This window comes from Pseudoxanthomonas sp. (genome assembly GCF_002863005.1).
Lineage (GTDB): Bacteria > Pseudomonadota > Gammaproteobacteria > Xanthomonadales > Xanthomonadaceae > Pseudoxanthomonas_A.
In genome coordinates this window covers 160,519-184,213 of record NZ_PKDG01000008.1, presented here as the reverse complement: position 1 = coordinate 184,213, position 23,695 = coordinate 160,519, and the positions used below count along the sequence as shown (strand labels likewise).

Annotated in this window: 20 protein-coding genes; 10 read left to right on the top strand and 10 right to left on the bottom strand. The window is 68.0% G+C overall.

Annotation, left to right across the window (positions count from 1 at the left end; all coding sequences use genetic code 11):
- Nucleotides 1-108: 108 nt before the first annotated feature.
- The 5 genes from CYU89_RS01950 to CYU89_RS01930 all read right to left on the bottom strand — a co-directional run bounded on the left by CYU89_RS01950 (nt 109) and on the right by CYU89_RS01930 (nt 6,643).
- Nucleotides 109-879, bottom strand: a complete 771-nt coding sequence (locus tag CYU89_RS01950; RefSeq protein WP_296278522.1) for a LytTR family DNA-binding domain-containing protein — start codon at nt 877-879, stop codon at nt 109-111.
- Nucleotides 876-2,138: a histidine kinase gene (locus tag CYU89_RS01945; RefSeq protein WP_296278573.1), complete on the bottom strand. Its 1,263-nt coding sequence runs from the start codon at nt 2,136-2,138 to the stop codon at nt 876-878. The genes CYU89_RS01950 and CYU89_RS01945 overlap by 4 nt, the downstream gene beginning before the upstream one ends.
- A 140-nt stretch (nt 2,139-2,278) precedes the next feature.
- Nucleotides 2,279-2,992: a phosphoadenylyl-sulfate reductase gene (locus CYU89_RS01940; protein ID WP_296278521.1), complete on the bottom strand. Its 714-nt coding sequence runs from the start codon at nt 2,990-2,992 to the stop codon at nt 2,279-2,281.
- Nucleotides 2,989-4,692: an assimilatory sulfite reductase (NADPH) hemoprotein subunit gene (cysI, locus tag CYU89_RS01935; protein WP_296278520.1), complete on the bottom strand. Its 1,704-nt coding sequence runs from the start codon at nt 4,690-4,692 to the stop codon at nt 2,989-2,991. Before cysI ends, CYU89_RS01940 begins: the two co-directional genes overlap by 4 nt.
- An 85-nt stretch (nt 4,693-4,777) precedes the next feature.
- Nucleotides 4,778-6,643 carry an assimilatory sulfite reductase (NADPH) flavoprotein subunit gene (locus tag CYU89_RS01930; protein ID WP_296278519.1) on the bottom strand — a complete coding sequence of 622 codons (1,866 nt, stop codon included), beginning with the start codon at nt 6,641-6,643 and terminating at the stop codon, nt 4,778-4,780.
- A 202-nt stretch (nt 6,644-6,845) separates the two neighbouring features.
- On the opposite strand from CYU89_RS01930, the gene cysD reads away from it, so the two are divergent.
- From cysD to CYU89_RS01895, 7 genes are all read left to right on the top strand, one after another.
- Nucleotides 6,846-7,757 (top strand): sulfate adenylyltransferase subunit CysD, encoded by a 912-nt coding sequence (gene cysD, locus CYU89_RS01925; protein ID WP_296278518.1) that lies wholly within the window; start codon nt 6,846-6,848, stop codon nt 7,755-7,757.
- Entirely contained in the window at nt 7,757-9,631 is a 1,875-nt protein-coding gene (gene cysN, locus CYU89_RS01920; protein ID WP_296278517.1) for a sulfate adenylyltransferase subunit CysN, read from the top strand. Before cysD ends, cysN begins: the two co-directional genes overlap by 1 nt.
- A 165-nt stretch (nt 9,632-9,796) precedes the next feature.
- Nucleotides 9,797-10,897, top strand: a complete 1,101-nt coding sequence (locus CYU89_RS01915) for an efflux RND transporter periplasmic adaptor subunit (RefSeq protein WP_296278516.1) — start codon at nt 9,797-9,799, stop codon at nt 10,895-10,897.
- Between the two features lie 5 nt (nt 10,898-10,902).
- Nucleotides 10,903-14,037 (top strand): efflux RND transporter permease subunit, encoded by a 3,135-nt coding sequence (locus tag CYU89_RS01910; protein WP_296278515.1) that lies wholly within the window; start codon nt 10,903-10,905, stop codon nt 14,035-14,037.
- On the top strand, nt 14,030-14,581 hold the full coding sequence (locus CYU89_RS01905; protein WP_296278514.1) for a GNAT family N-acetyltransferase: 552 nt from the start codon (nt 14,030-14,032) through the stop codon (nt 14,579-14,581). The genes CYU89_RS01910 and CYU89_RS01905 overlap by 8 nt, the downstream gene beginning before the upstream one ends.
- Before the next feature lie 117 nt (nt 14,582-14,698).
- On the top strand, nt 14,699-16,198 hold the full coding sequence (locus CYU89_RS01900) for an alanine/glycine:cation symporter family protein (RefSeq protein WP_296278513.1): 1,500 nt from the start codon (nt 14,699-14,701) through the stop codon (nt 16,196-16,198).
- A gap of 1 nt (nt 16,199) precedes the next feature.
- Nucleotides 16,200-17,066, top strand: coding sequence for an RNA methyltransferase (locus CYU89_RS01895; RefSeq protein ID WP_343125235.1), 867 nt, complete (start codon nt 16,200-16,202; stop codon nt 17,064-17,066).
- Between the two features lie 107 nt (nt 17,067-17,173).
- Here CYU89_RS01895 and CYU89_RS01890 read toward each other — a convergent pair whose 3' ends face one another.
- The 4 genes from CYU89_RS01890 to CYU89_RS01875 form a co-directional block, all read right to left on the bottom strand.
- The gene (locus CYU89_RS01890; protein ID WP_296278512.1) at nt 17,174-18,562 is read right to left on the bottom strand and encodes a M28 family peptidase; all 1,389 of its coding nucleotides are present in this window, start codon (nt 18,560-18,562) and stop codon (nt 17,174-17,176) included.
- 92 nt (nt 18,563-18,654) lie between these two features.
- Nucleotides 18,655-19,059 carry a large-conductance mechanosensitive channel protein MscL gene (gene mscL, locus CYU89_RS01885; RefSeq protein ID WP_296278511.1) on the bottom strand — a complete coding sequence of 135 codons (405 nt, stop codon included), beginning with the start codon at nt 19,057-19,059 and terminating at the stop codon, nt 18,655-18,657.
- A gap of 77 nt (nt 19,060-19,136) precedes the next feature.
- Nucleotides 19,137-19,844, bottom strand: a complete 708-nt coding sequence (locus tag CYU89_RS01880; RefSeq protein WP_296278510.1) for a fumarylacetoacetate hydrolase family protein — start codon at nt 19,842-19,844, stop codon at nt 19,137-19,139.
- A gap of 64 nt (nt 19,845-19,908) precedes the next feature.
- The gene (locus tag CYU89_RS01875) at nt 19,909-20,184 is read right to left on the bottom strand and encodes a hypothetical protein (protein WP_296278509.1); all 276 of its coding nucleotides are present in this window, start codon (nt 20,182-20,184) and stop codon (nt 19,909-19,911) included.
- A gap of 90 nt (nt 20,185-20,274) precedes the next feature.
- Here CYU89_RS01875 and CYU89_RS01870 point away from each other — a divergent pair, with 90 nt between their 5' ends.
- On the top strand, nt 20,275-20,598 hold the full coding sequence (locus CYU89_RS01870) for a Rieske 2Fe-2S domain-containing protein (RefSeq protein WP_296278508.1): 324 nt from the start codon (nt 20,275-20,277) through the stop codon (nt 20,596-20,598).
- A gap of 12 nt (nt 20,599-20,610) precedes the next feature.
- On the opposite strand, the gene CYU89_RS01865 is transcribed toward CYU89_RS01870, so the two are convergent.
- Nucleotides 20,611-21,696, bottom strand: coding sequence for a methyl-accepting chemotaxis protein (locus tag CYU89_RS01865; protein ID WP_296278507.1), 1,086 nt, complete (start codon nt 21,694-21,696; stop codon nt 20,611-20,613).
- Between the two features lie 195 nt (nt 21,697-21,891).
- On the opposite strand from CYU89_RS01865, the gene CYU89_RS01860 reads away from it, so the two are divergent.
- Together CYU89_RS01860 and CYU89_RS01855 are read left to right on the top strand one after the other, a co-directional pair.
- Nucleotides 21,892-22,143: a DUF3667 domain-containing protein gene (locus CYU89_RS01860; protein ID WP_296278506.1), complete on the top strand. Its 252-nt coding sequence runs from the start codon at nt 21,892-21,894 to the stop codon at nt 22,141-22,143.
- Between the two features lie 299 nt (nt 22,144-22,442).
- Nucleotides 22,443-23,556 (top strand): IS3 family transposase gene (locus tag CYU89_RS01855; RefSeq protein WP_296278505.1). Its coding sequence is split into 2 segments (ribosomal slippage): nt 22,443-22,696 and nt 22,695-23,556, totalling 1,116 coding nucleotides; the frame shifts between segments, so codons are not numbered across the junction.
- The last annotated feature ends 139 nt before the right edge of the window (nt 23,557-23,695 follow it).

The following is a 23,695-nucleotide window of genomic DNA, read 5'->3' as shown; positions in this document are numbered from 1 at the left end:
TTCCTCGGATGTTTCGATGGGCAAAGGCATGCCCTCCACGACGCATGCTGCGTCGTGCCGGCGTTGCCACGTTGGATGCCGCGGAGGGCGGGCGGGTTTAGAGCGGTGCTACATGTTGCGGAACAGGGTCATGAAGGGCTGGCTGACCGTCAGCACTTCCGGACGCGTCTTCAGTTTCAATCGGCCGCGACCGGTTTCGTCGCGGCTGACCGACGCGACCGCCTTCATGTTGACGATGGTGGAGCGGTGGATCTGCTTGAACGTGGTGGTATCCAGCGAATCGAGCAGTTCGCGCAGCGGCGTGCGCAGCAGCGATTCGCCGTCGGCCGTCATCACCGTGGTGTATTTGTTGTCTGCCTGGAAGTAGGCCACGTCGTCGACCATGATCAGCCTGGTGTCCTTGCCTGCGCTGGCGGTGATCCACACCAGCGGCGGCTTGGACGAAACGACTTGGCGTGCCGACAGGTGGCGCAGAAGCGCGTCCAGCGTGGCGCCATCCGGATGCCCCGCCGCTGCACGCGCCTGGATGCGCTGCACGGTGGCCAGCAAGCGCTCGCGCGTGATCGGCTTCAGCAGGTAGTCGATGGCGCCCTGTTCGAACGCGTCGATCGCGTACTGATCGTACGCCGTGACGAACACGACCTGCGTGCGCGGGCTCGCATCGGCCAGACCGCGTGCGACTTCGATGCCGGTCAGACCGGGCATGCGGATATCGAGGAAGGCCACGTCCGGCTGCAGCTCGGCGATCGATTCCAGCGCGCTGGCGCCGTCTTCGCATTCGGCCACGATCTCCAGCTGCGGCCAGGCCTCCTTCAACAGCGAGGACAGCGCGGTGCGCAGCAGCTCCTCGTCTTCGGCGATCACGCCCCGGAAATTCATGCGGCACCTGCCTTGCCGTCCAGCGGCAGCGTCAGCGTGGCGGCGACGCCACTGGGGAAGTTGGACACGATGGCGAACGAGGCATCGTTGCCGAAGGTCAGGCGCAGGCGTTCGCGCAGGTTCTTCAGGCCGATGCCGGTGCCGGCGCTCTGGCCGCCGAAGCCCTGGCCATCGTCGGCGACGGTGAGCGTGGCGTGGTCGTCATGCCGGCGCGCGAGGATCCAGATGGTGCCGCCGCCGGTCTTGGGCTCCAGGCCATGCTTGATGGCGTTCTCGACCAGCGTCTGCAGCATCATCGATGGCATGGGCACGGACTTCAGTGCGTCGGGTACCTCGACCTGCATCGACAGGCGGCTGCCCATGCGGATCTTCAGGATCTCGAGGTAGGCCAGCGTCCGCTCCAGTTCCTCGCCCAGCGTCGACAGCGCATCGTCGGTGCGCGGCAGCGAGCTGCGCAGGTACTGGATCAGGTGGCCGAGCATGATGTCGGCGCGTGGCGGGTCGGTGCGGGTCAGCACCTGCGCGCTGGCCAGCGTGTTGTAGAGGAAGTGCGGTTCGACCTGCGCATTGAGCAGGTTCAGGCGCGCCACGGTCAGTTCCTTCTCGCTGACGGTCTTCACGACATCGGCCTGCTCCTGCCGGCGCTGGTCGGCGACGCGGCGGGTGATGGCGCGCGTGACGGCCTCGACGTTCTCTACGTTGACGCCGTCGTCGAGCACGAACAGGTCGAGCCATGCGCTCGCATCCGGACCCACCATCAGGGTGATGCTGCTGGTGCCGTTGCCGGGCGTGACCGTGGCCTGCACCAGGTCGCGCTTCACCGCGAAGCGCGCCATGATGTTGAAGCGCGATGGCTGGCTCGGGCCGTCGAAACTGTCCGCGCGGCGCACCTTGACCCGCACCTGCAGGCTGTCGGGCGCGCTTTCGGCGTCTTCGGCGCGGGGCAGTTCGCGCAGTGCGCCTTCGATCAGGGCGAAGGTGGCGGCGGTGTCCAGCGGCACTTCGATCTGTCGACGCTGTCGGCTCGCCAGGGTGGTGCTGTCCAGTCGCCCGGTGATCAGCCAGATGCGGCGCAAGTGGCTGATCAGGCCGATCAGCACCGACAGCATCACCAGCGTCGAGGCGAGATTGAAGAGCCACTCCGCCGCTCCCGACAACACCGTCCGCTCGAAGATGCCGTTCCAGATGAAGCCCGCCATGAGCACGGCGCCGAACCAGGCGATGAGGATGCGGACGATCAGGAGCAGGCTGGAGAACACGTCGGACACCACGGCGTTGGGAGTGCCGTGGAGGATAACGGGGTCATCCGCAGAGGGAAGGGGGGCCGCGACGGACCCGGCGATCCGGCGATGAAACCGGGCTGGCCCGGCGCGAAAGCGTCAGGCCATCGGCGTCGCCATCAGACCTCGACGTGGATGCCGCACTCGCGCTTCAGGCCGTTGAAGCGGGTGTCTTCCTCGCGCATGCCGGGTTCCCAGCGGCGCGTGGTGTGGAAGTCGCCGATCGAGACGTAGCCCTGTTCCCACAGCGGGTGGTAGGGCAGGTCGTGCTGCTTCATGTACTGCCAGACATCGCGGTCGGTCCAGTCGACGATGGGGTTGATCTTCCAGCGGGCCTCGCGCTGTTGCAGCGCCGGCGCGTTCGCACGGCTGGTCGACTGCGTGCGGCGCAGGCCGGTGAACCAGGTGCCCACGCCCAGGTCCTTCAGCGCGCGCTTCATCGGTTCCACCTTGCGCAGGCTGTTGTACTGCTCGATGCCGACCAGGCCCTGTTCCCACAGGCGGCCATGGCGGGCTTCCATCCAGGCGCGGCTGACCAGCGGACGGAAGACCTGCAGGTTGAGTTTCAGGCGCTCGACCAGTTCGTCGGCGAAGCGGTAGGTCTCCGGGAACAGGTAGCCGGTGTCGATCAGGATCACCGGCACGTCCGGCTTCTGCTGCGACACCATGTGCAGCAGCACCGCGGCCTGCGCACCGAAGCTCGAGGACATCGCCGCTTCCGCCGGGCCGTGCTTGAGTGCCCAGGCGACGCGCTGTTCGGCCGTCTGCGTTTCCAGCCATGCGTTGTGCTCGGCGATCTGGTCGGTGTCCAGGGAAAGGGCGGGGGCGCTCATGCGTGCAGTTCCAGTGCGATCTGTCGGTGGGTGGGGTACGACGGCAGGGCGACCACGCCGCTGCGGTGGAGGAAGTCGCCGAAGCCTTCGCCGTCGGCGCGTTCGCCGGCGTAGCGCGCGAACAGGCCGTCGAGGGTGTCGAGGATCGCGGCTTCGTCGATGTTCTCGCGGTACAGCGTGTTGAGGCGCTGGCCGCGCGCGTCGCCGCCGAGCATCAGGTTGTAGCGGCCCGGCGCCTTGCCGACGAGGGCGATCTCGGCGAGATAGGGACGCGAGCAGCCGTTCGGGCACCCGGAGATGCGCAGCAGGATCGGCGCATCGCGCAGGCCGTGCTTTTCCAGCAGCGGCTGCAGGCGGTCGGTGAAGCCGGGCAGGTAGCGTTCGGCTTCGGCCATCGCCAGGCCGCACGTGGGAAGCGACACGCAGGCCACGGCCGCGCGCTGCAGGGCCGTGCCCAGGCGCTGGCCGGCGTCGAGTCCGTGCGTCCTGGCCAGTGCGTCGATGCGTTCGCGCTCGCCCGCGGGGACGCCGGCGATGACCAGGTTCTGGTTCGGCGTCATCCGGAACTCGCCCCGATGCACGTTGGCGATCTCGCGCAGGCCGGTCAGGTGGGTCGCATGCGCGGTGTCGGCGATGCGGCCGGCGAACAGGTGCAGCGTCAGGTGCCAGCGCCCGTCCTCGCCTTCCACCCAGCCGTAGCGGTCGCCGTTGTGGTCGAAGCGGAAGGCGCGCACGGGCTGCAGGGCCACGCCACTGCGGCGTTCGATCTCGCCGACTACCTTGTCCAGACCATGGTCGTCGATGGTGTACTTGAAGCGCGCGCGCTTGCGCAGCTCGCGGTTGCCGAGGTCGCGCTGGGTGGTGACGACGGCCGTGGCGACATCGAGCAACTGGTCGGGCGTGATGAAGCCGACCACGTTGCCGACGCGCGGATAGGTCTCCGCATCGCCATGGGTCGCACCCATGCCGCCGCCGATCACCAGGTTGAAACCGGCCAGCACGCCGTCCTCGAGGATGGCGACGAAGCCGAGGTCGTTGGCGAACACGTCCACGTCGTTGACGGGCGGCACCGCGAAGCCGATCTTGAACTTGCGCGGCAGGTAGGTGGCGCCGTAGATGGGCTCCTCTTCCTCGCCGCTGCCGGCCACGCGTTCCTCGTCCAGCCAGATCTCGTAATAGGCGCGGGTATTCGGCAGCAGGTGCTCGGACAGCTTCGTCGCCCAGGCCTGCACCTCGGCATGCGCGCGCGATTCCAGCGGATTGGCCGCGACCAGCACGTTGCGGTTGACGTCGCCGCAGGCGGCCAGCGTGTCGATCAACGCGGCGTTGATGGCCTGCATCGTGGCTTTCAGTTCGCGCTTGATGACGCCGTGGTACTGGAACGCCTGCCGCGTGGTGATGCGCAGCGAGTGGTTGGCGTACTGCGTGGCGATCGCGTCCAGCTTCAGCCACTGCTCCGGCGTGACCACGCCGCCGGGCGTGCGCGTGCGGATCATGAACTGGTAGGCCGGCTCCAGCTTCTGCCGGCGCCGCTCGTCGCGCAGGTCGCGGTCGTCCTGCTGGTAGCTGCCGTGGTACTTGATCAGGGTCTGGTCCGATTCGCGCAGCGCGCCTGTGACCGGGTCGGCCAGGCTGTCGAGCAGGCTGCCGCGGAGGCGGTGGCTCTCGGATTTGATGTCTTCGACGGAATGGTTGCTCATGGGCGGTTTCACTGTAGGAGCGACGTGAGTCGCGACCGGAAGGTTGCAGGTCGCGACTCACGTCGCTCCTACAAGGGCGGGGTCGTCAGTACACGTCGCGCCCGTAGCGCCCCTCCGTCTGCAGGTTCACCAGGTACTCGCGCGCCGAATCCTCATCCAGCCCGCCGTGCTCGGCCACGATGGCCTGCAGCGCGGCATGCACGTCCTTGCCCATGCCTATGGCGCCGCAGACGTACAGGTGCGCGCCGTTCTGCAGCCAGTCGTAGACCTCGCGGCCGCGCTCGCGCAGGCGGTCCTGCACATAGATCTTGCGCGCCTGGTCGCGCGAGAACGCCAGGTCCAGGCGGTGCAGTTCGCCGCTGCGCAGCGCGTCCTGCCACTCGCTCTGGTAGAAGAAGCCGTGGTTGAAGTGCGGGGCGCCGAAGAACAGCCAGTTGCGGCCGCGCGCACCGGTCTCCGCACGCTCCTGCACGAAGCCACGGAACGGCGCCACGCCGGTGCCCGGACCGATCATCAGGATGTCGCGGCTGCCGTCGGCCGGCACGCGGAAGCGCTCGTTGCCCTCGATGTACACCGGTACCTGGTCGCCTTCGTCCAGCGCCGCCAGGAAACCGCTGGCCGCGCCACCATGCGCGTGGCCGAAGGCTTCGTAGCCCAGCACGTCGACGGTCAAGTGCGCTTCCTCGCCGACGCGCTTGCGGCTGGAGGCGATCGAGTACAGGCGCGGCGCGAGCGGGCGCAGCGCAGCGACCAGCTCCTGCGCGCTCCAGTCGGCGGGCCAGCGACGCAGCACGTCGATCAGCTGGTGCGTGTTGGACAGCTGCGCCAGCGCGGCGTTCTGTGCGGGTGCGAGCAGCGCGTTGAGCTCGTCCGCCTGGGCATGCGCCGCATGCGTGGCCAGGAACGGGCGCGACAGCCGGGTCAGTTCGCGGCGCGCGGCCAGCCACTCACGCAGCGGCAGTGTGTCGCTGCCTTCGCTGACAGCGGCGCTGCCATCCAGGTGCAGCGCATCGAGCACCGCATCGACGAGTGCGGAAGGATTGCGATGGCGAATGCCCAGCGCATCGCCGGGCTCATACTGCAGACCGCTGCCGTCCAGCGACAGTTCGATATGGCGCACGTCCTTGTGGGCAGCGCCGTGCTGGCCGAAGCGCGGTCCCTTGAAATCACGGCCGCTGATGCGCTGGTTGAGCAGCAGCTCGGCCGGGAACGGGTGCTCGTGCGACCACGCGGCGGCGTGACCCGGGCGCAGCGGGGTGACGGTCGCCAACGGGGTGGTGGCCGTCGCCGGTGCCTTCAGCAGGTCGCGGGCGTGGGCCAGGGCCTGCTCGCGCCACGGCGTGGCGACGGTGTCGATGTCGAGGTCGGCCAGGCCCGCGGCGAACAGCCGGCTGCCGCCGAGTTCGGCCAGGCGCGCATCCAGCCGCGACGCGATGCCGCAGAAGTCGGCATAGCTGGAATCGCCCAGGCCGAGCACGGCGTACTTCAGTTCCGGCAGCTTGGGCGCACGCTTGCCGCGCAGGAATTCGACCAGGCCGATGCTGTCGTCCGGCGGGTCGCCTTCGCCCTGCGTGCTGATGACGACATAGAGAAGGCGCTCGCTGGCCAGTTCGCGCTGCGGGTAAGCGTCGGCGCGCAGCAGGCGGACCGACAGTCCGGCGGCTTCGGCCTGTTGGGACAACGCCTCGGCGGCACGGCGGGCGTTGCCGGTCTGACTGCCATAGACGATGGTCAGGCGCTGCGCGGCCTGCGCACCGGTGGCCGGGGCGATCGCTTTCGGCAACGTGGTCGGCGAGGCCTGCGGCGCCAGTTGGGCCTGCGCCAATCCAGCGGTGTAGCCGGAGATCCACCACAGGCTCGCGCCATCCAGGCCGGCTACCGCCTGGGCCAGCAGCGCCCGCCGCTCCTCCGCGAGGGGGATGGGGGCGAGGACTGGCTGGGTGGCGGACATCGGCGTGGCCCACGGGCGCGACTGGGACGGTCGATGTTAGGAACCCGTTCCCCCGGGCAGAAAGGACGCCTGGTTATGGGCTTATGTCCCCCGCTTATTTCGCCGGCATGAGCCCGCGGCCGAATACTGGCGGCCCTCCCGGCGATCACGCGAAGCCCTGCTAGGCTAGCGCGTCCGGATTCCAGCCCTGCCGCACCCCTCGATGACCGCCGTACACCACCTGTCCCACCTCGACCGCCTGGAAGCGGAAAGCATCCACATCCTCAGGGAGGTCGCCGCCGAGTTCCGCAATCCGGTGCTGCTGTATTCGGTGGGCAAGGACAGCTCGGTGCTGCTGCACCTGCTGCTGAAGGCGTTCGCCCCGGCCCGGCCGCCGATCCCGCTGCTGCACGTGGACACGCGCTGGAAGTTCCGCGAGATGATCGCCTTCCGCGACCTGCGCGCCGCCGAGACCGGCGTGGACCTGCGCGTGCACATCAATCCGGATGGCATCGCCCGCGACATCGGCCCGATCACCCACGGCGCCACCGTCCACACCGACGTGATGAAGACCCAGGGCCTGAAACAGGCGCTGGACCACTACCGCTTCGACGCGGCCATCGGCGGTGCGCGCCGCGACGAGGAGAAGTCGCGCGCCAAGGAACGCGTGTTCTCGTTCCGCAACGACAAGCACCGCTGGGACCCGAAGAACCAGCGACCGGAGCTGTGGAACCTCTACAACGCCCGCATCAACACCGGCGAGAGCGTGCGCGTGTTCCCGCTGTCGAACTGGACCGAGCTGGACATCTGGCTCTACATTTATCGCGAGAACATCCCGGTCGTGCCGCTGTACTTCGCAGCCGAGCGATCGGTCGTCGAACGCGACGGCGCGCTGCTGATGGTCGACGACGACCGCCTGCCGCTGCACGAGGGCGAAGTGCCGCAGCAGCGGCGGGTGCGCTTCCGCACGCTGGGCTGCTATCCGCTGACCGGCGCGATCGAGTCCGAGGCCGACTCGCTGGAGAAGATCATCGCCGAGATGCTCGTCACCACCAGCTCCGAGCGCCAGGGCCGGGTGATCGACCACGATCCGGGCGCGTCGATGGAGAAGAAGAAGCTGGAGGGCTATTTCTGATGAATGCCCCTACCGACATTGCCGGCTACCTCAAGCAGCACGAGTCCAAGCCGCTGCTCCGCTTCATCACCTGCGGCAGCGTGGACGACGGCAAGAGCACCTTGATCGGCCGCCTGCTGTACGACAGCAAGCGGCTGTTCGACGACCAATTGGCCGCACTGGAGAAGGACAGCCGCAAGCACGGCACCCAGGGCGAGCGCATCGACTACGCGCTGCTGCTGGACGGCCTGGCCGCCGAGCGCGAGCAGGGCATCACCATCGACGTGGCCTACCGCTACTTCGACACCGACCAGCGCAAGTTCATCGTCGCCGACTGCCCGGGCCACGAGCAGTACACCCGCAACATGGCCACCGGCGCGTCCACCGCGGACCTGGCCGTGGTGCTGGTGGATGCGCGCAAGGGCCTGCTGACCCAGACCCATCGGCACAGCTACATCGTCTCGCTGCTCGGCATCCGCCACGTGGTGCTGGCGGTGAACAAGATGGACCTGGTGGGCTTCGACGAAGCGGTGTTCGCGCGCATCGCCGCCGACTACCGCGCGCTGGCGCAGCGCCTGGGCATCACGGAGGTCACCTGCATCCCGCTGTCGGCGCTGGAAGGCGACAACCTGTCGTCGCGTTCGGCGCGCACGCCCTGGTACGCCGGTCCCGCACTGCTGGAGCACCTGGAGCAGGTGCAGGTGGAGGCACAGGAAAGCGGCGACGGCCTGCGCCTGCCGGTGCAGTGGGTCAATCGCCCGCACCAGAACTTCCGCGGCTATGCCGGCACGATCGCCGCAGGGCAGGTGAAGCCCGGCGACGAGGTGGTCGTGCTGCCATCGTCGCGCCGTACGCGCGTTGCCCAGGTGCTGGATGCCAACGGCGAGGTCGCGTCGGCATCGGCCGGGCAGGCCGTCACGCTGACCCTGGCCGACGAGATCGACATCAGCCGCGGCGACGTGATCGCCGCCGCCGGCGACCCGCCCGAAGTGGCGGACCAGTTCGCCGCCCACCTGCTGTGGATGTCGGATGCGCCGCTGCTGCCGGGCCGGCCCTACCTGCTGAAGATCGGTGCGCGCACCGTGTCGGCCACGGTCACTGAGATCAAGCACCGCATCGACGTGAACACCCAGGAGCACCTGGCCGCGAAACGGCTGGAGCTCAACGAGGTGGGCTACTGCAATCTCAGCCTCGACGAACCGATCGCCTTCGAGGCCTACGCGCGCAACCGCGCACTCGGCGGCTTCATCCTGATCGACCGCTACGACAATGCGACGGCCGGTGCCGGCACGCTGGACTTCGCCCTGCGCCGCGCCGGCAACGTGCACTGGCAGCACGTCGACGTGGACAAGGCCGCGCGTGCGCGCCAGAAAGGCCAGGTGCCGAAGGTGCTCTGGTTCACCGGCCTGTCCGGCGCGGGCAAGTCGACCATCGCCAACCTGGTGGACAAGCGCCTGCATGCGCTGGGTTACCACAGCTTCCTGCTCGACGGCGACAACGTGCGCCACGGCCTGAACCGCGACCTCGGCTTCACCGACGAGGACCGCGTGGAGAACATCCGTCGCGTGTCGGAGGTGGCGAAGCTGATGACCGACGCCGGGCTGATCGTGCTGGTCAGCTTCATTTCGCCGTTCCGCGCGGAACGGCGCATGGCGCGCGAGCGGTTCGACGAGGGGGAGTTCGTCGAGGTGTTCGTCGATGTGCCGCTGGCGCTGGCGGAAGCGCGCGATGTGAAGGGTCTGTACAGGAAGGCGCGTGCCGGCCTGATTCCCAACTTCACCGGCATCGATTCCCCGTACGAAGCGCCCGAACGCCCCGACATACATCTGCATGCAGGCGAGCACGACCCCGAGGCGCTCGCGTTGCAGGTGCTGGCGACGCTGGGTCTGGAGTAGCCCGGCCGTCGGCCCTCCGTGGCCGGCAAGGGTCATTGGTCATGGTCGGGTGTGTGCACCGCCCGCCCTTCGGCGCGTTTCCCGCACCGACTACCGCATCTGTCGCGCCTCGCGTCACGTAGGGCCGGTAGACTTGCGTAGATAACGATGATTACGGGAAGTTCCATGCTCAACCGATCCGCTCCCCGCGCCCTGCTGGTCGCGCTGCCCCTGCTGCTGCTTGCCGCGTGCGGTGGTGGCGAGGACGGACAGGCGAAGGCCAAGGGCAATGCGGGCGAGCGTCCGATCCCGGTCACCACCCAGGTCGTGCAATCGGGCGCCTGGAGCGACACCCTGCAGGCACTCGGCACGGCGAAAGCGCGCGAATCCGTCACCCTGACCGCGAAGGTCAGCGAGATCGTGCAGGACGTGCATTTCGAGAGCGGCCAGCAGGTCAAGGCCGGGCAGACGCTGGTCACGCTGAAGGGCGACGCGGCACAGGCCGCGCTGGTGCAGTCCGAGGCGACCTTCGCCGAAGCGGACCGCCTGTATCGCCGGCAGAAGGAGCTGGCCGACCAGCAACTGATCGCGCGCTCGCAACTCGATACCCAGCTGGCCCTGCGCGATGCCGCCGCCGCCCGCGTGCGCCAGGCGCGTGCCGACATCAGCGACCGCAGCGTGCGCGCACCGTTTGCCGGCGTCCTCGGTATCCGCCAGGTCAGCCCCGGTTCGCTGATCACGGCCAATAGCACCATCGCCACGCTCGACGACCTCTCGCGCATGTACGTCGACTTCCAGTTGCCGGAAGCCGCGCTGGCCTCGGTCGAACCGGGCAATGCAGTGACGGCGACGGCCACGGCGTACCCCGGCGTGTCGTTCGAGGGCCAGGTCGAAACCGTCGACGCGCGCATCGATCCGGCCACCCGCGCCGTCACCGTTCGCGCGGTCTTCGCCAATGAGGACCGCAGGCTGCGTCCCGGCATGCTGCTCGACGTGCGCCTGTTCCGTCCCGAGCGGCAGGCGCTGGTGATTCCCGAGATCGCGGTGGTGCAGGTGGGACGCGACTCGTTCGTCTACCGCGTCAAGGCGGATGGCAGCGTCGAACAGGCACCGATCACCGCTGGCGTGCGCCGCGACGGTCGCGTCGAGATCCTGAAAGGCGTCGCCGCGGGTGACCGCATCGTCATCGACGGCACCGGCAAGCTGCGCCCCGGCGTGAAGGTGGCCGATGCCACGCCGGCCGCGCCGCCGAAGCAGGACGCGCCCGCCGCCGACGGCAAGGGCTGAGCGCCATGAAGCTCTCCGATCTGTCGATCAAGCGCCCCGTCTTCGCAGTGGTGGTCAGCCTGCTGCTGGTCGTGCTGGGCGTGATGTCGTTCCTGCGCCTGACCCTGCGCGAACTGCCCAACATCGATCCGCCGATCGTGTCGGTGGAAGTGAACTACCCGGGTGCGTCGGCCGCGGTGGTCGAGACGCGCATCACCCAGATCCTCGAGGACGGCCTGTCCGGCATCGAGGGCATCAAGACCATCCAGTCGAGCAGCCGCAACGGCCGTGCCGACGTCACCATCGAGTTCAACCTCAGCCGCGACATCGAAGCCGCCGCCAACGACGTGCGAGACCGCGTCAGCCGGGTGATGAACCGCCTGCCGGAGGAGGCCGATCCGCCGCAGATCTCCAAGGTGGAAGCCGACGCCGACGTCATCATCTGGTTGAACATGCGTTCCACCGTGATGGACACGATGGAGCTGACCGACTACGCCGACCGCTACGTGCTGGACCGCCTGTCCGCGCTCGATGGCGTGGCCCGCGTGCAACTGGGCGGCGGCCAGCGCTATGCGATGCGCATCTGGCTCGATCGCGAAGCGATGGCCGCGCGTGGCGTCACCACCGGTGACGTGGAAACCGCGCTGCGTGCGCAGAACGTCGAACTGCCGGCCGGCCGCATCGAATCGCAGACGCGCGACTTCACCCTGCGCGTCGAGCGCGGCTACCAGCGCCCCGAACAGTTTGCGCAGCTGCCCCTGCGCAAGGGCGCGGACGGTTATGTCGTCCGGCTCGGTGATGTGGCGAAGGTCGAGCTGGGTGCGGAGGAGCGCCGATCCTACCTGCGCAGCAATGCGGTGCCGAACGTCGGCCTGGGCATCGTGCGCACGTCCACCGCCAACGCGCTGGACGTGGCCCGCGCGGCCCGTGCCGAAGCCGAGGTGATCCAGCAGACGCTGCCGGAAGGCACGGAAATCTTCATCGCCTTCGACAGCACCACCTTCATCGAAGCGTCCATCGAGCGCGTGTACTGGACGCTGGGCGAAGCCATGGTGCTGGTGTTCCTGGTCATCTGGCTGTTCCTCGGCAGCCTGCGCGCGGCGTTGATTCCGGCGGTGACGGTGCCGGTCTGCCTGGTGTCCGCCTTCATCGCGCTGTATGCGTTCGGTTTCTCGATCAATCTGCTGACCCTGCTCGCGCTGGTGCTCTGCATCGGCCTGGTGGTGGACGACGCCATCGTGGTGCTGGAGAACGTGCAGCGGCGCGCCGACCTGGGCGAGCCTGCGCTGGTCGCCGCACGACGCGGCACGGCGCAGGTTGCGTTCGCGGTCATCGCGACCACCGCGGTGCTGGTGGCCGTGTTCCTGCCGGTGGGCTTCATGGAGGGGAACACCGGCCGCCTGTTCCGCGAGCTGTCGGTGGCGCTGGCGGCGGCGGTGGCGATTTCCGCTTTCGTCGCGCTGACGCTCACGCCGATGATGTCGTCCAAGCTGGTTCGGCCCCACACCGAGCCGCGCGGCCTGAATGCGTGGACCAACCGCACGCTCACCCGCGTCAGCAATGGCTACGGTCGCCACGTGGAGCGGCTTGTCGCGATGAGAGGCAAGCGTATCCTCGGCCTGGTGCTGCTGGCGATGGCGCTGTGCGGCGTGGCGGTGGTGGTGCTGGGCCTGCGCGTGCCCAGCGAGCTCGCGCCGGCAGAAGACCGCGGCCGCTTCTTCGTGATGGTGGATGGGCCGGAAGGCGCCGGCTTCGACTACATGGTCAACCAGATGCAGCAGGTCGAACGCATCGTGATGGGGCAGGTCGGCGGCGACAAGCCGATCGAGCGGGCCAACTCGCGCGTGCCGCGCGGATTCGGCGGCAGCGAGGACATGCATACCGGCCAGGTCATCGTCTTCCTGCAGGACTGGCACGAGCGCGAGGCGACGACGGACGATGTCGTCAACGGCCTGCGCGCGGAACTTTCGAAGCTGCCGGGCGTGCAGGCGCGCGCGAACGTCGCCGGTGGCTTGGTCGGCAGTCGCGGCCAGCGCTACCAGCTGGTGCTGGGCGGCCCTGACTACGCCGAACTGGCGCAGTGGCGCGACCGCATCCTGCAGCGGATGGAATCCAACCCGGGCATCCAGGATCCGGATTCTGATTACAAGGAAACGCGCCCGCAGATGCGCGTGAACATCGACCGCGACCGCGCCGCCGATCTGGGCGTGCCGGTGCAGGAGATCGGCCGCACGCTGGAAACGATGATGGGTTCGCGCCAGGTGACCACGTACGTGGACAACGGCGAGGAATACGACGTCATGCTGCAGGCCGGTCGGGAGAACCGCGCCAATACCGAGGATCTGGCCAATACCTACGTGCGCGGCACCGATGGCGCACTGGTTCCTCTGTCGAACCTGGTGACGCTCAGCGAGATCGCCGAGCCGGGCACGTTCAACCGCTTCAACCGCCTGCGCGCGATCACAATCAGCGCCGGCCTCGCGCCGGGCTACACGATGGGAGAAGCGCTGGAGTGGACACGGCAGGCGGTGGCGGAGGAGCTGCCGGACTACGCACAGATCGACTGGAAGGGTGAATCGCGCGAGTACCAGGAAGCCGGCGGCGCCATCCTGCTGACGTTCACGCTGGCGCTGCTGATCGTCTACCTGGTGCTGGCGGCGCAGTTCGAGAGCTTCATCCACCCGCTGATCATCATGCTGACCGTGCCGCTGGCGGTGCTGGGCGCGCTGATCGGCCTGTGGGTCACCGGCGGCACGCTGAACCTCTTCAGCCAGATCGGCATCGTCATGCTGATCGGCCTGGCGGCGAAGAACGGCATCCTGATCGTGGAATTCGCCAACCAGCTGCGCGACGACGGCGCCAGCGTGGCGCAGGCCATCGCCGAATCCGCACGCGTGCGCCTGCGTCCGATCCTCATGACGTCCGTCGCCACCGTCATGGGCGCGGTGCCGCTGGTACTGGCAGGCGGGCCGGGCTCGGCCAGCCGCGCCACCATCGGTGTGGTGGTGATCTTCGGCGTGACGTTCTCGACGCTGCTCTCGCTGTACGTGGTGCCGGCGTTCTACGCGCTGCTGGCGCCGTTCACGCGTTCGCCCGAAGCGGTGGCGCACGAGCTGAGCAAACTGGAAGCCGAGACACCCTCCGTCGGCGGCCATGGCTGACACCGGCGCGCGCCCGCATGCGGACGTGCACATCGCGGGCGACGGCTTCCTGCTGCGTGCATGGCGGCCGGACGATCTCGATGCCCTGCTGCGCCACGCCGACGATCCGCAGGTACCGCGTGGCCTGAGCGAGCGTTTCCCCCATCCGTACACGCGGGCCGATGGCGAGGCCTTCCTGGCCGGCCATGTGGTGGACTTCCGGCATCCGGTGTTCGCGATCGAGATCGATGGCGAAGCCCGCGGCGGTATCGGTGTGCGCCCGCACGCGGGCGAGCGCGGTCATGCCGCGGAACTGGGCTACTGGCTCGGACGCGCGCACTGGGGCCAGGGCCACATGACGCGCGTGGTGTCGGCCTATCTGGGCTGGGTGGTGCCTGCGCTGTCGCTGCGCCGCATCGAGGCCAACGTGCTGGATACCAACCCGGGCTCCGCGCGGGTGCTGGAAAAGAACGGCTTCGCCGAAGAAGGCTGTCGGCGGGCCGCGATCCAGAAGGCGGACGGACTGCACGACCTGAGGCTGTTCGGGCGGGTCTGGCCGGGCTGAAGCGCCGGCGGGGACTGCGCAGCGGCACGTGTTGCGGTTATCTTGCAGGGACCCGGCGGCGCCCTGCGCCGCCTTCCCGAATCCCAGCGCACGCACGAACGACGGAGACGCATCCCCGTGGAAGCCTTTTTCAACTGGTTGAACGGCATCATCTGGAGCAACGCGCTGATCGCGCTGTGCCTGGGTGCCGGCCTGTGGTTCACCCTACGCACCCGCGTGATGCAGGTCCGCGGTTTCGCCGAGATGTGCCGCCTGACCGTCACCGGGCAGAAATCCGATGCGGGCGTGTCTTCGTTCCAGGCCCTGGCGATTTCGATGGCCGGCCGCATGGGAATCGGCAACATCGCCGGCGTCGCCACCGCGATCGCCTACGGCGGCCCCGGTGCGGTGTTCTGGATGTGGGTGATGGGCTTCCTGGGCGCGTCCACGTCGTACATCGAATGCACGCTGGCGCAGATCTACAAGGAAAAGGATGGCGAGGGACGCTATCGCGGCGGTCCGGCCTACTACATCGAGAAGGCGATGGGCCTGAAGTGGTACGCCGTCGCCTTCGCCGTGGCGACCGTCATCGCCACCGGCTTCCTGCTGCCGGGCGTGCAGGCCAATGCCATCGCCGACAGTGCCACCAACGTGCTGTGCAGCGCCGGTGGCTGCGACGCCGTCGGTGGTGCGGGTGCGCTGAAGCTGTGGCTGGGCGTGGGCGTGGCGGCGGTGCTGGCGCTTATCATCTTCGGCGGCATCAAGCGCATCGCCACGTTCGCCGAAGTCGTCGTGCCGTTCATGGCGCTGGCGTTCATCCTGATGGCGGTCATCGTGATGATCGCCAACGCCGGCAAGGTGCCGGCGATGTTCGCCGACATCTTCTCCAGCGCGTTCGGCGCGCATGCGGCGTTCGGCGCGATCATCGGCCAGGCGATCGCCTGGGGCGTGAAGCGCGGCATCTACGCCAACGAAGCCGGCCAGGGCACCGGCCCGCACGCCGCCGCGGCCGCCGAGGTCTCGCACCCGGCCAAGCAGGGCTACGTGCAGGCCTTCGCGATCTACTTCGACACCATGCTGGTGTGCACCTCGACGGCGTTCCTGCTGCTGTCGACGGGCATGTACAACACGTTCAAGACCGTCACCGAGAACGGCAAGGACACGCTGGTCGAGATCTTCTCCGGCGTTCCGGGCCTGCAACCCTCGGAAGGTGCGCAGTTCACCCAGGCCGCGGTGGAATCGGTGCTGCCGGGCTGGGGTGCGGGGTTCGTGGCGCTGGCGCTGTTCTTCTTCGCCTTCACCACGATCATGGCCTATTACTACATGGCCGAAACCAACCTGACCTACCTGGCCGGCACCAAGAAGACCCATCCGCTGGCAACCTTGCTGCTGCGCGTGGGCATCGTGGGCATGGTGATCTTCGGTGCGTACCACAACGCCGCGATGGCCTGGACGCTGGGCGACATCGGCGTCGGCCTGATGGCGTGGTTGAACGTCATCGCGATCCTGATCCTGCAGAAGCCGGCGCTGATCGCGCTGCGCGACTACGAGCGGCAGAAGAAGCTGGGCGTTGACCCGACGTTCGATCCGGATGCGCTGGGCATCCGCAACGCCGACTTCTGGAAGACGAAGGCCTGACGTGAGTAATCCCTGGAACAGCCGGCCGCCACGGCCACCGGGCAATCCGCCCGATCGGCGGCGGCCGCCGCGCGATGCGGCGCCGCGGCCGCCGCAAGCGCCCTCGCCGCGCGAAGAGCGCCCCGCGGGCAGCGCGCGCGACGAACTCCGCCTGTACGGCCTCAATGCGGTGCAGGCGGTCTTCGCGCGGCGCGCGGACGCGATCCGCAAGGTCTACCTGACCGAGTCGCGCATCCAGGCCCTGAAGCCGTTGCTGGCGTGGTGCGTGAAGCAGCGGGTCGGCTACCGCGTGGTGGAAGAAGGCGATCTCGACCGGCTCGCGGCCAGTACGCACCACGAAGGCATCGTGGCCGACGTGCGCAAGGTCGAGCCGCTGCCGATGTCCGACTGGCTTCGCGCATTGCCCGAAGGCAAGCCCGTCGCCGCGTTGTGGCTCGATGGCGTGGGCAACCCGCACAACTTCGGCGCGATCCTGCGCTCGGCCGCGCACTTCGGCGTGGCCGGCATCCTGCTGCCGCGTGATTCGACGCTGGCGATCTCCGGCGCGGCCGCACGCGTGGCCGAGGGCGGCGCCGAGCAGGTGCCTCTGGTGCGCATGGGACAGGCGGACAACGCCGCCGCCCAGCTGCGCAATGCAGGTTTCTCGCTGGCCGCCACCGTCGTGCGCGGTGGCGACGACCTGTTCGCCACCAAGCTGCCGCAGCGCCTCGTCTACGTGATGGGAGCGGAGGGTGAGGGCATGGATGCACGCTTGGCCGACGCCTGCGACATGCGACTGTCGATTCCCGGCAGCGGCGCGGTCGAAAGCCTCAATGTCGCCGCGGCGACGACGGTGTTCCTGGCGCAGTGGAAGCAGCGTCAGCGTTAAGCTTGGCCATACAAGGCGAGATGGATGTGGGAGCGACGTAAGTCGCGACGGGAAGATCGCTGTCGATCTGTTGCCTATCGCGACTTACGTCGCTCCCACACCGGTTTTCACTCTTTGAGCTGGCTGCCGAAGTCGCCCTCGGCGTCCGCCGCCAGGTAGGCGAACACCGTGTAAGCCGCCACGTTCTGCGCCAGCGCGGCCGGGTCGATCTTGTCGAGCGTGTCGTCTGCGTTGTGGTGCAGATCGAAATAGTCGCTGCCGTCCTGCGCCAGCCACGCCCACGCCATGCCCTTTGCCGCGAACGGGCTGATGTCCGGGCCCGCGCTGCCCTTGCCGGGCGCGTACTCGATGCCCAGCGGCGCCAGCGCCTGCGCGATCTGCTCGGTGGCCTTGCGCGCGTGGTCCGGCGCGCCGGTGTTGAACGCATAGATGCGACCGGCGCCGAAATCGCTCTCCGCACCGATCTGGTGGCGCGTGATGTCGCCCAGATGCTTCTCCGCATACGCCTTGCCGCCGTACAGGCCCTGCTCCTCGTTGGCGAAGGCGATCACGCGGATCGTGCGCTTCGGCGCCTGCTTCAGCTGGCCGATCAGGTGGCCGGCGGCCATCGTGATGGCGATGCCGGCGCCATCGTCGATCGCGCCGGTGCCGAGGTCCCACGAGTCCAGGTGGCCGCCAATCACCACGACCTCCTTCGGCAGGCTGCGCCCGGTGATCTCGCCGATCACGTTGTGCGAGGTGTACTCACCGTCCCAGCCGCAATCCAGCGCGAGCGACACGCGCACCGGACCGCGTTGCAGCAGGCGCGCCAACTGGTCGGCATCCGGGATGGTCAGCGATGCCGACGGCACCGGCGTCAGGCCTTCGTCGAACCGGGTGATGCCGGTATGCGCGACGCGATGGTTATCCGTGCCGGCCGAGCGCATCAGGAACGCGATCGCGCCCTTGCGGATCGCGGCCGACGGGCCCTTCGAGCGGATCGCGCCGCCGTTGCGGTAGTCGCTGCCATCGCGCGCGGCGGTCATCTGGTAATCGACGAACGCGATCTTCCCGGCCAGGGATCCCGCGGGCGCCGCTTCCAGCGCAGCCAGGTCGGTGAAGCGGACGATCTCCGCCTCCACCGTGCCCTTCGGGCTGCCACCGAGTGCGGTGACCGTCAGCGGTTGCGCGTGTCCACCGAGTACGGCGGCCCGCTCGCTGCGACGCACCCACTTCGGAAACGTCACCGGTTCGATCCACACCTTGTCGAAGCCGAGCGTCTTGAACTTCGCCTGTGCCCACGCCACGGCTTTCGCATCGGCCTCGCTGCCGGCCAGGCGCGGGCCCACCTCCGTCGTCAGCGATTCGACGACGTTCCAACCGGTGCGGTCGGCGAGCGCCTGTTCGCGCAGCTGCGCCGCGGTGGCGAGGGCGGCGTCGGGGATGCGGGTTTCGCGCGACGCGGCGAAAGCGGGAGCGGTGACGGCCAGGGCGAGCAGCAGCGGAGCAAGGCGCATGGAAAGTCCCGGAAAAACGAAGGCCACGAGCTTAGCAGCCCGTGGCCCCGTGTTTCCGTCGACGGCGTTGCCGATCCGGAACGCCGCGTTCGTTATTTCTTCAGCGCGTCGCGGATCTCGCGCAGCAGCAGCACGTCCTCGGGCGGCGCTGCGGGCGCGGCCTCGGGCTTGCGGTGCAGGCGGTTGACCGCCTTGACCAGCAGGAAGATCGCGAACGCGACGATGACGAACTGGATGACCGTGTTCAGGAACTCGCCGATGCCGACCACGATCGCGGGCACTTCCTTGCCCGCGGCGTCGACGGTGGCTTCCTTCAGCGTCCACGCCCACTTCGAGAAGTCGACGCCACCGATCAGGTAGCCGATGGGCGGCATGATGATCTTGTCGACCAGGGTGGTGACGATCTTGCCGAAGGCCGCGCCGATCACCACGCCGACGGCCAGGTCGACCACGTTGCCGCGCGCGATGAATTCCTTGAACTCGCTGATCATGCCCATTGCGTCATCTCCTGGAACGGCGCCGACACGCCACTGCGATGGACTATAACCCCGGGCGTCGACTGTGCAAGGCAGGATCAGCCGGCGATGCGCCCGCGCAATTCCACCACGCCATCGAGCGAGGCCACGAAGGTGTCGCCGGGCACCAGTGCGGCCACGCCTGCCGGCGTGCCCATGAAGACCAGGTCGCCGGCCTTCAGCGCATAGAGCTTCGACAGCTCGTGCAGGATGTCGGGCACGTCCCAGATCAGGTCTTGCAGTGCGCCGTGCTGTCGCGCCGCACCGTTCACGCTAAGGGTCAGGGTACGGGCATCGAGCGCGCCGACATCCGCGGCGGCGACCAGTTCGCTGATGGGGGCCGAATGATCGAAGCCCTTGCCCGTATCCCACGGCAGGCCTTTGGCCTTGGCGGCGCCCTGCAGGTCGCGACGGGTCAGGTCCAGGCCGACGCCGTAGGCGATGACCAGGTCCTGCGCCGTTTCGCGCGACAGCGTGCCCGCGGGTGCGTCGGCGCCCAGCGCGGCGACCAGTTCGACCTCATGGTGCAGGTCGTTCGTGCCCGGCGGGTAGGGTACGTCCGCGTTGCCGGTGACGATGGCATCCGCTGGCTTGTGGAAGAACACCGGCGTGCCGCGCTCGGCCTTCGAGGCGGGCGCGGCCGCGCCCATCTCGCGCGCATGGTCGGCGAAGTTGCGGCCGACGCAGAAGATGCGCCGGACAGGGAACGTGCCGCCGCCGCGTACGGGAACGCGTGGCACGGGCGGAGCGGGAACGAGGTCGGTCATGGCGGCCGGGCAGCAGGTGGAACGGCCGCAAAGTGTAGGCGGGAACCGGGTTCCCGCGGTGCGATCAACGCGACAGCGGAAGCACCGGCTTGCGCACCACGTGGTATTCCGCGTCCACCACGCGCGCATCGCGGGCCTGCGGCTTGCCGCGCTGGCGAACCAGCTTGTAGACCAGGCCGGCCGCGATCATGGCCGCCCCGACGAACACGCTGAAGAACACCAGCACGCCCAGCAGCGCCACGCCCACCAGGCCCAGTCCCACCCGCAGCAGCGGATGGCGCGGCTTGCGCGGCGCGAAGATGTGGCGGAAGGAATTGAACTGGAAATGGCGTGCGTACATGGCGGTGCGTCGTGACAGAATGCGGCAGGAGCCGGTGCACGCAGTATCGGATGACGGTTAGATGACCGTGTGAGGACTTCGTTAAGCGCCATGCGACTGAGTGCACTGAATGACATCGCCGACGGGGCTTTCGCCGAGGTTGAGGCCACGATCGGCGACGATGCCGAGTCGTTGATCCTCTATCGGTCGGGCGGAGAGGTGCGCGCCTGGCTGAATGTCTGTCCCCACGCGGGCAGGCGCCTCGATTGGGCGCCCGGGCAGTTCCTCAAGAGCAAGGAAGGTCATCTGGTCTGTGCGGCCCACGGTGCGTCGTTCGAGCTCGTGGCCGGTGCCTGTGTCGCAGGGCCATGCCGGGGCGACACGCTGCACGCCGTCGCGGTGCAGGTGCGCGATGGCGAGGTATGGCTCGCCTGAGAGCGCGGGTCTTCAAGCGACGCCCTGCTGGATCACGCAGTGCCACCCCGTGCGGTAGGTTTCGTACCCGGGGGAGGCCGCCTGCGCCAGACAGCAGGCGCGCCCCTCGATGACCAGATCGGTCGCAGCCCGGGCCTGTGCGAACAGGGTCGCCCGCCCCGGGAAGTCCAGCCGCGGCGACGCGGCATCTCCGCGCGCGGAGTCGGCCAGCACATGGCCTTGTCCGTCGACGATGCAGACGCGACTGCGGCGCCATTCGGCGTCCGACAACGGGGTGCGTTCCCCGATAGTCTGCGCCAGCGCATCCCAGCGGAACACGATGCCCAGCACGCCCAGCGGTCTTCCCGCCACGCGGCCGCCTTCGCGCACGGTGCAGGCGTACACCAGAACGCGCTCTCCGCCGGCCAGGGGGCTGGCATGCATGGACTGGAAGCCGAATTGCTCTCCGCTGTGCGTGGCCATGGCGGACTGGAACCATGCCTGCTGTGCGGCCGACTGGCCTGTCGAGCGGTACTGGCGCGGCCGTCCGTTGGCGATGATGTTGCCCTGCAGGTCGGCGAGCACCAGGTCGAAGTAGACCGTGTACGAGTCCAGGATCTGCCCCAGCCGCTGGCTGGCATGGGCGAGCGCGGCCGGTTGCGGATCCTGCGCCGCCGCGACCACGGCCGCGTCGGTGGCCCACCAGCGCACGTCGCAGCTGCGTTCGTAGAGGTTGCGGTCGATCAGGTCGATGTTGGCCAGGGCGAGGTCGGTCAGGCGCGTGCGGCGCACGTCGGTCTGCAGCCGGTCCAGCCGCTCCCGCAGGTCATGGCTGGTGCGGACGGCCATGCGGTCGATGTCCTGCGCGGTGTCGCTGACCCGGCGCGCGAGGGTATCCATTTCTTCGGCGATCACGCCGAAGCTGCGGCCTGCCGTGCCGATGCGCACGGCTTCGATGCGGGCGTTCATCGAGATGATGCGGGTGATGCGGTTGATCTCGTCGATCTTCTGCAGCGATTGCCGCAGTTGCTTGAGCAGCGAGTCCGACAGTCCCGATACGGACTGGATGTGGTCGTCGATGCCGGCGTCGTCGGTGGGGTCGGCGGCGCGTGCGTTCATGGGTTTCCTTGCGTGGCGGGGTGGCCGTGCGTTCGCGCATGGCCGTCATTGAGGCGCTATCGGCGCGTCTCGCAGCCGCTTTAGCAGGCACCTTCGCGGTGCAGGTTTTCCCCTCGGTGGGGCGCGCTGCGCACGCGCGTTGGACGTTCGCACCTCGCTTCCCTAGAATCCGCCGACCACGGGGAGGGGAGCGGCATGGGCGACGCGAGCATCTGCATCAACTGCGGCCGAGCCGTCGCCGATCCCCAGCAGAAGTTCTGTCCCGCCTGCGGCCAACCCACGCCCGTGCATCGCATCGACTGGCATTTCCTCGGCCATGAGCTGGAGCACAGCGTGCTCCACATGGATCGCGGCATGCTGTATTCGCTCAAGGAGCTGATGCTCAGGCCCGGGCACCTGATGCGAGCCTATCTCGAAGGGCGGCGTGCGAAGCAGATGAAGCCGTGATTGTTGCAAATGGTCTCAACTGTTGCGGTGCTTCTGCTAAGTAGGCAAGTGTTACTAGACGGCGATCTCGTTGAGTCGGCCATGGAGGCTGGATACTCGCGGGGGGGAGTAGTGGCAAGAGAAGGTGGCGGCGTCGCTCCAGGGCAGTGATGAGCGCTCTTTCGCAGTAAAGAATTGGCTCAACGCCCAGCTCGCAGCTTCTGCCCTGTTGTGCCTGCCGCTGGAAGCGTAATCTTCCCCATCTGACAGACACCCGCTAAGTAGAACTTTCTGGCAAGGTTTTCCCGCCAGGAGGTTCCATGAAGAAGTCCCGTTTCACCGAGACACAGATCGTTTCGATCCTCAAGCAGGCCGACGCCGGGCTTCCGGTGAAGGATCTGTGTCGCCAGGCCGGCATCAGCGTGGCCACGTACTACCAGTGGAAGAGCAAGTACGGGGGTCTGGAAGCCTCCGAGCTGCGCCGGGTGAAGGACTTGGAGGCGGAGAACGCCAAGCTCAAGCGGATGTATGCCGAGTTGGCCTTGGACAACGCGGCCATGAAGGACCTGATCGCAAAAAACTGTAGGACCGGCGCAGAAGCGCGAGGTGGTGCGATTCCTGACCGAAGTGCATGCGCGGCCACTGAGCCGGTCCTGTCATTGCGTGGGGCTGTCGCGGGCGGCCTGGTATACGCCGCCGCTGGACTGGACGGTGCGTGATGCAGAGCTGATCGCGGCGTTGGTCGGGCGGGTTGAGGAACATCCCAGCCGCGGCTTCTGGAAGTACTGCGACCAGCTGCGCAAGGCGCGGCCGGACTGGAACCCCAAGCGGATCTATCGGGTATACAAGGCGATGAAGCTCAACCTGCGACGGGCCGCCAAGCGGCGCCTGCCCAAGCGTGAACGGGTACCGCTTTACGTGCCCCGGTTGCCCGATAGCGTCTGGTCGGTCGACTTCATGAGCGACGCGCTGGCCTGCGGGCGGCGGTTCCGGACCTTCAACGTGGTCGACGACTTCAACCGGGAGGTCCTGCACATCGAGATCGACACCTCGATCAATTCCGATCGTCTGGTGCGCGTGTTCGAACAGCTCAAGCGCGACCACGGCTTGCCGCAGGTCGTTCGCACGGACAACGGCCCGGAGTTTCTGGGCGAGGCATTCACCGCTTGGACCAAGGGCTGCGGCGTGGCCATCCAGTACATCCAGCCCGGCAAGCCGAACCAGAACGCGTACATCGAGCGCTTCAATCGCACGTTCCGGGAAGAGGTGCTTGACCGACACCTGTTCGCCCGCCTGGACGACGTCCGCGAGGCGGCGCAATGGTGGATGATCGACTACAACGAAGAAAGACCCCACGACTCACTTGGTGGGCTGACGCCCGCCGAGCACCGCATCCGACACGCCGAAAGTTCTACTTTTGAAATGCCTGCTTGACGGGGGAGCTTACGGCCGCAGCAATCTCTGCTCCGCGAAAAACTGCCATCGGAGCCGCCGGGAGCGATACCTGTTACTTGAAATTCTTGCCGCCTGCGTCATGGAGATCACGTCGGGCTATACGCAGTACGCTATTGAA

Excerpts from the sequence above, each read along its gene's own strand:
- CYU89_RS01950 (WP_296278522.1), bottom strand. The coding sequence starts at position 879 with ATGAATTTCCGGGGCGTGATCGCCGAAGACGAGGAGCTGCTGCGCACC.
- CYU89_RS01940 (WP_296278521.1), bottom strand. The coding sequence starts at position 2,992 with ATGAGCGCCCCCGCCCTTTCCCTGGACACCGACCAGATCGCCGAGCAC.
- cysI (WP_296278520.1), bottom strand. The coding sequence starts at position 4,692 with ATGAGCAACCATTCCGTCGAAGACATCAAATCCGAGAGCCACCGCCTC.
- CYU89_RS01930 (WP_296278519.1), bottom strand. The coding sequence starts at position 6,643 with ATGTCCGCCACCCAGCCAGTCCTCGCCCCCATCCCCCTCGCGGAGGAG.
- cysD (WP_296278518.1), top strand. The coding sequence starts at position 6,846 with ATGACCGCCGTACACCACCTGTCCCACCTCGACCGCCTGGAAGCGGAA.
- cysN (WP_296278517.1), top strand. The coding sequence starts at position 7,757 with ATGAATGCCCCTACCGACATTGCCGGCTACCTCAAGCAGCACGAGTCC.
- CYU89_RS01915 (WP_296278516.1), top strand. The coding sequence starts at position 9,797 with ATGCTCAACCGATCCGCTCCCCGCGCCCTGCTGGTCGCGCTGCCCCTG.
- CYU89_RS01910 (WP_296278515.1), top strand. The coding sequence starts at position 10,903 with ATGAAGCTCTCCGATCTGTCGATCAAGCGCCCCGTCTTCGCAGTGGTG.
- CYU89_RS01905 (WP_296278514.1), top strand. The coding sequence starts at position 14,030 with ATGGCTGACACCGGCGCGCGCCCGCATGCGGACGTGCACATCGCGGGC.
- CYU89_RS01890 (WP_296278512.1), bottom strand. The coding sequence starts at position 18,562 with ATGCGCCTTGCTCCGCTGCTGCTCGCCCTGGCCGTCACCGCTCCCGCT.
- mscL (WP_296278511.1), bottom strand. The coding sequence starts at position 19,059 with ATGGGCATGATCAGCGAGTTCAAGGAATTCATCGCGCGCGGCAACGTG.
- CYU89_RS01880 (WP_296278510.1), bottom strand. The coding sequence starts at position 19,844 with ATGACCGACCTCGTTCCCGCTCCGCCCGTGCCACGCGTTCCCGTACGC.
- CYU89_RS01875 (WP_296278509.1), bottom strand. The coding sequence starts at position 20,184 with ATGTACGCACGCCATTTCCAGTTCAATTCCTTCCGCCACATCTTCGCG.
- CYU89_RS01870 (WP_296278508.1), top strand. The coding sequence starts at position 20,275 with ATGCGACTGAGTGCACTGAATGACATCGCCGACGGGGCTTTCGCCGAG.
- CYU89_RS01865 (WP_296278507.1), bottom strand. The coding sequence starts at position 21,696 with ATGAACGCACGCGCCGCCGACCCCACCGACGACGCCGGCATCGACGAC.
- CYU89_RS01860 (WP_296278506.1), top strand. The coding sequence starts at position 21,892 with ATGGGCGACGCGAGCATCTGCATCAACTGCGGCCGAGCCGTCGCCGAT.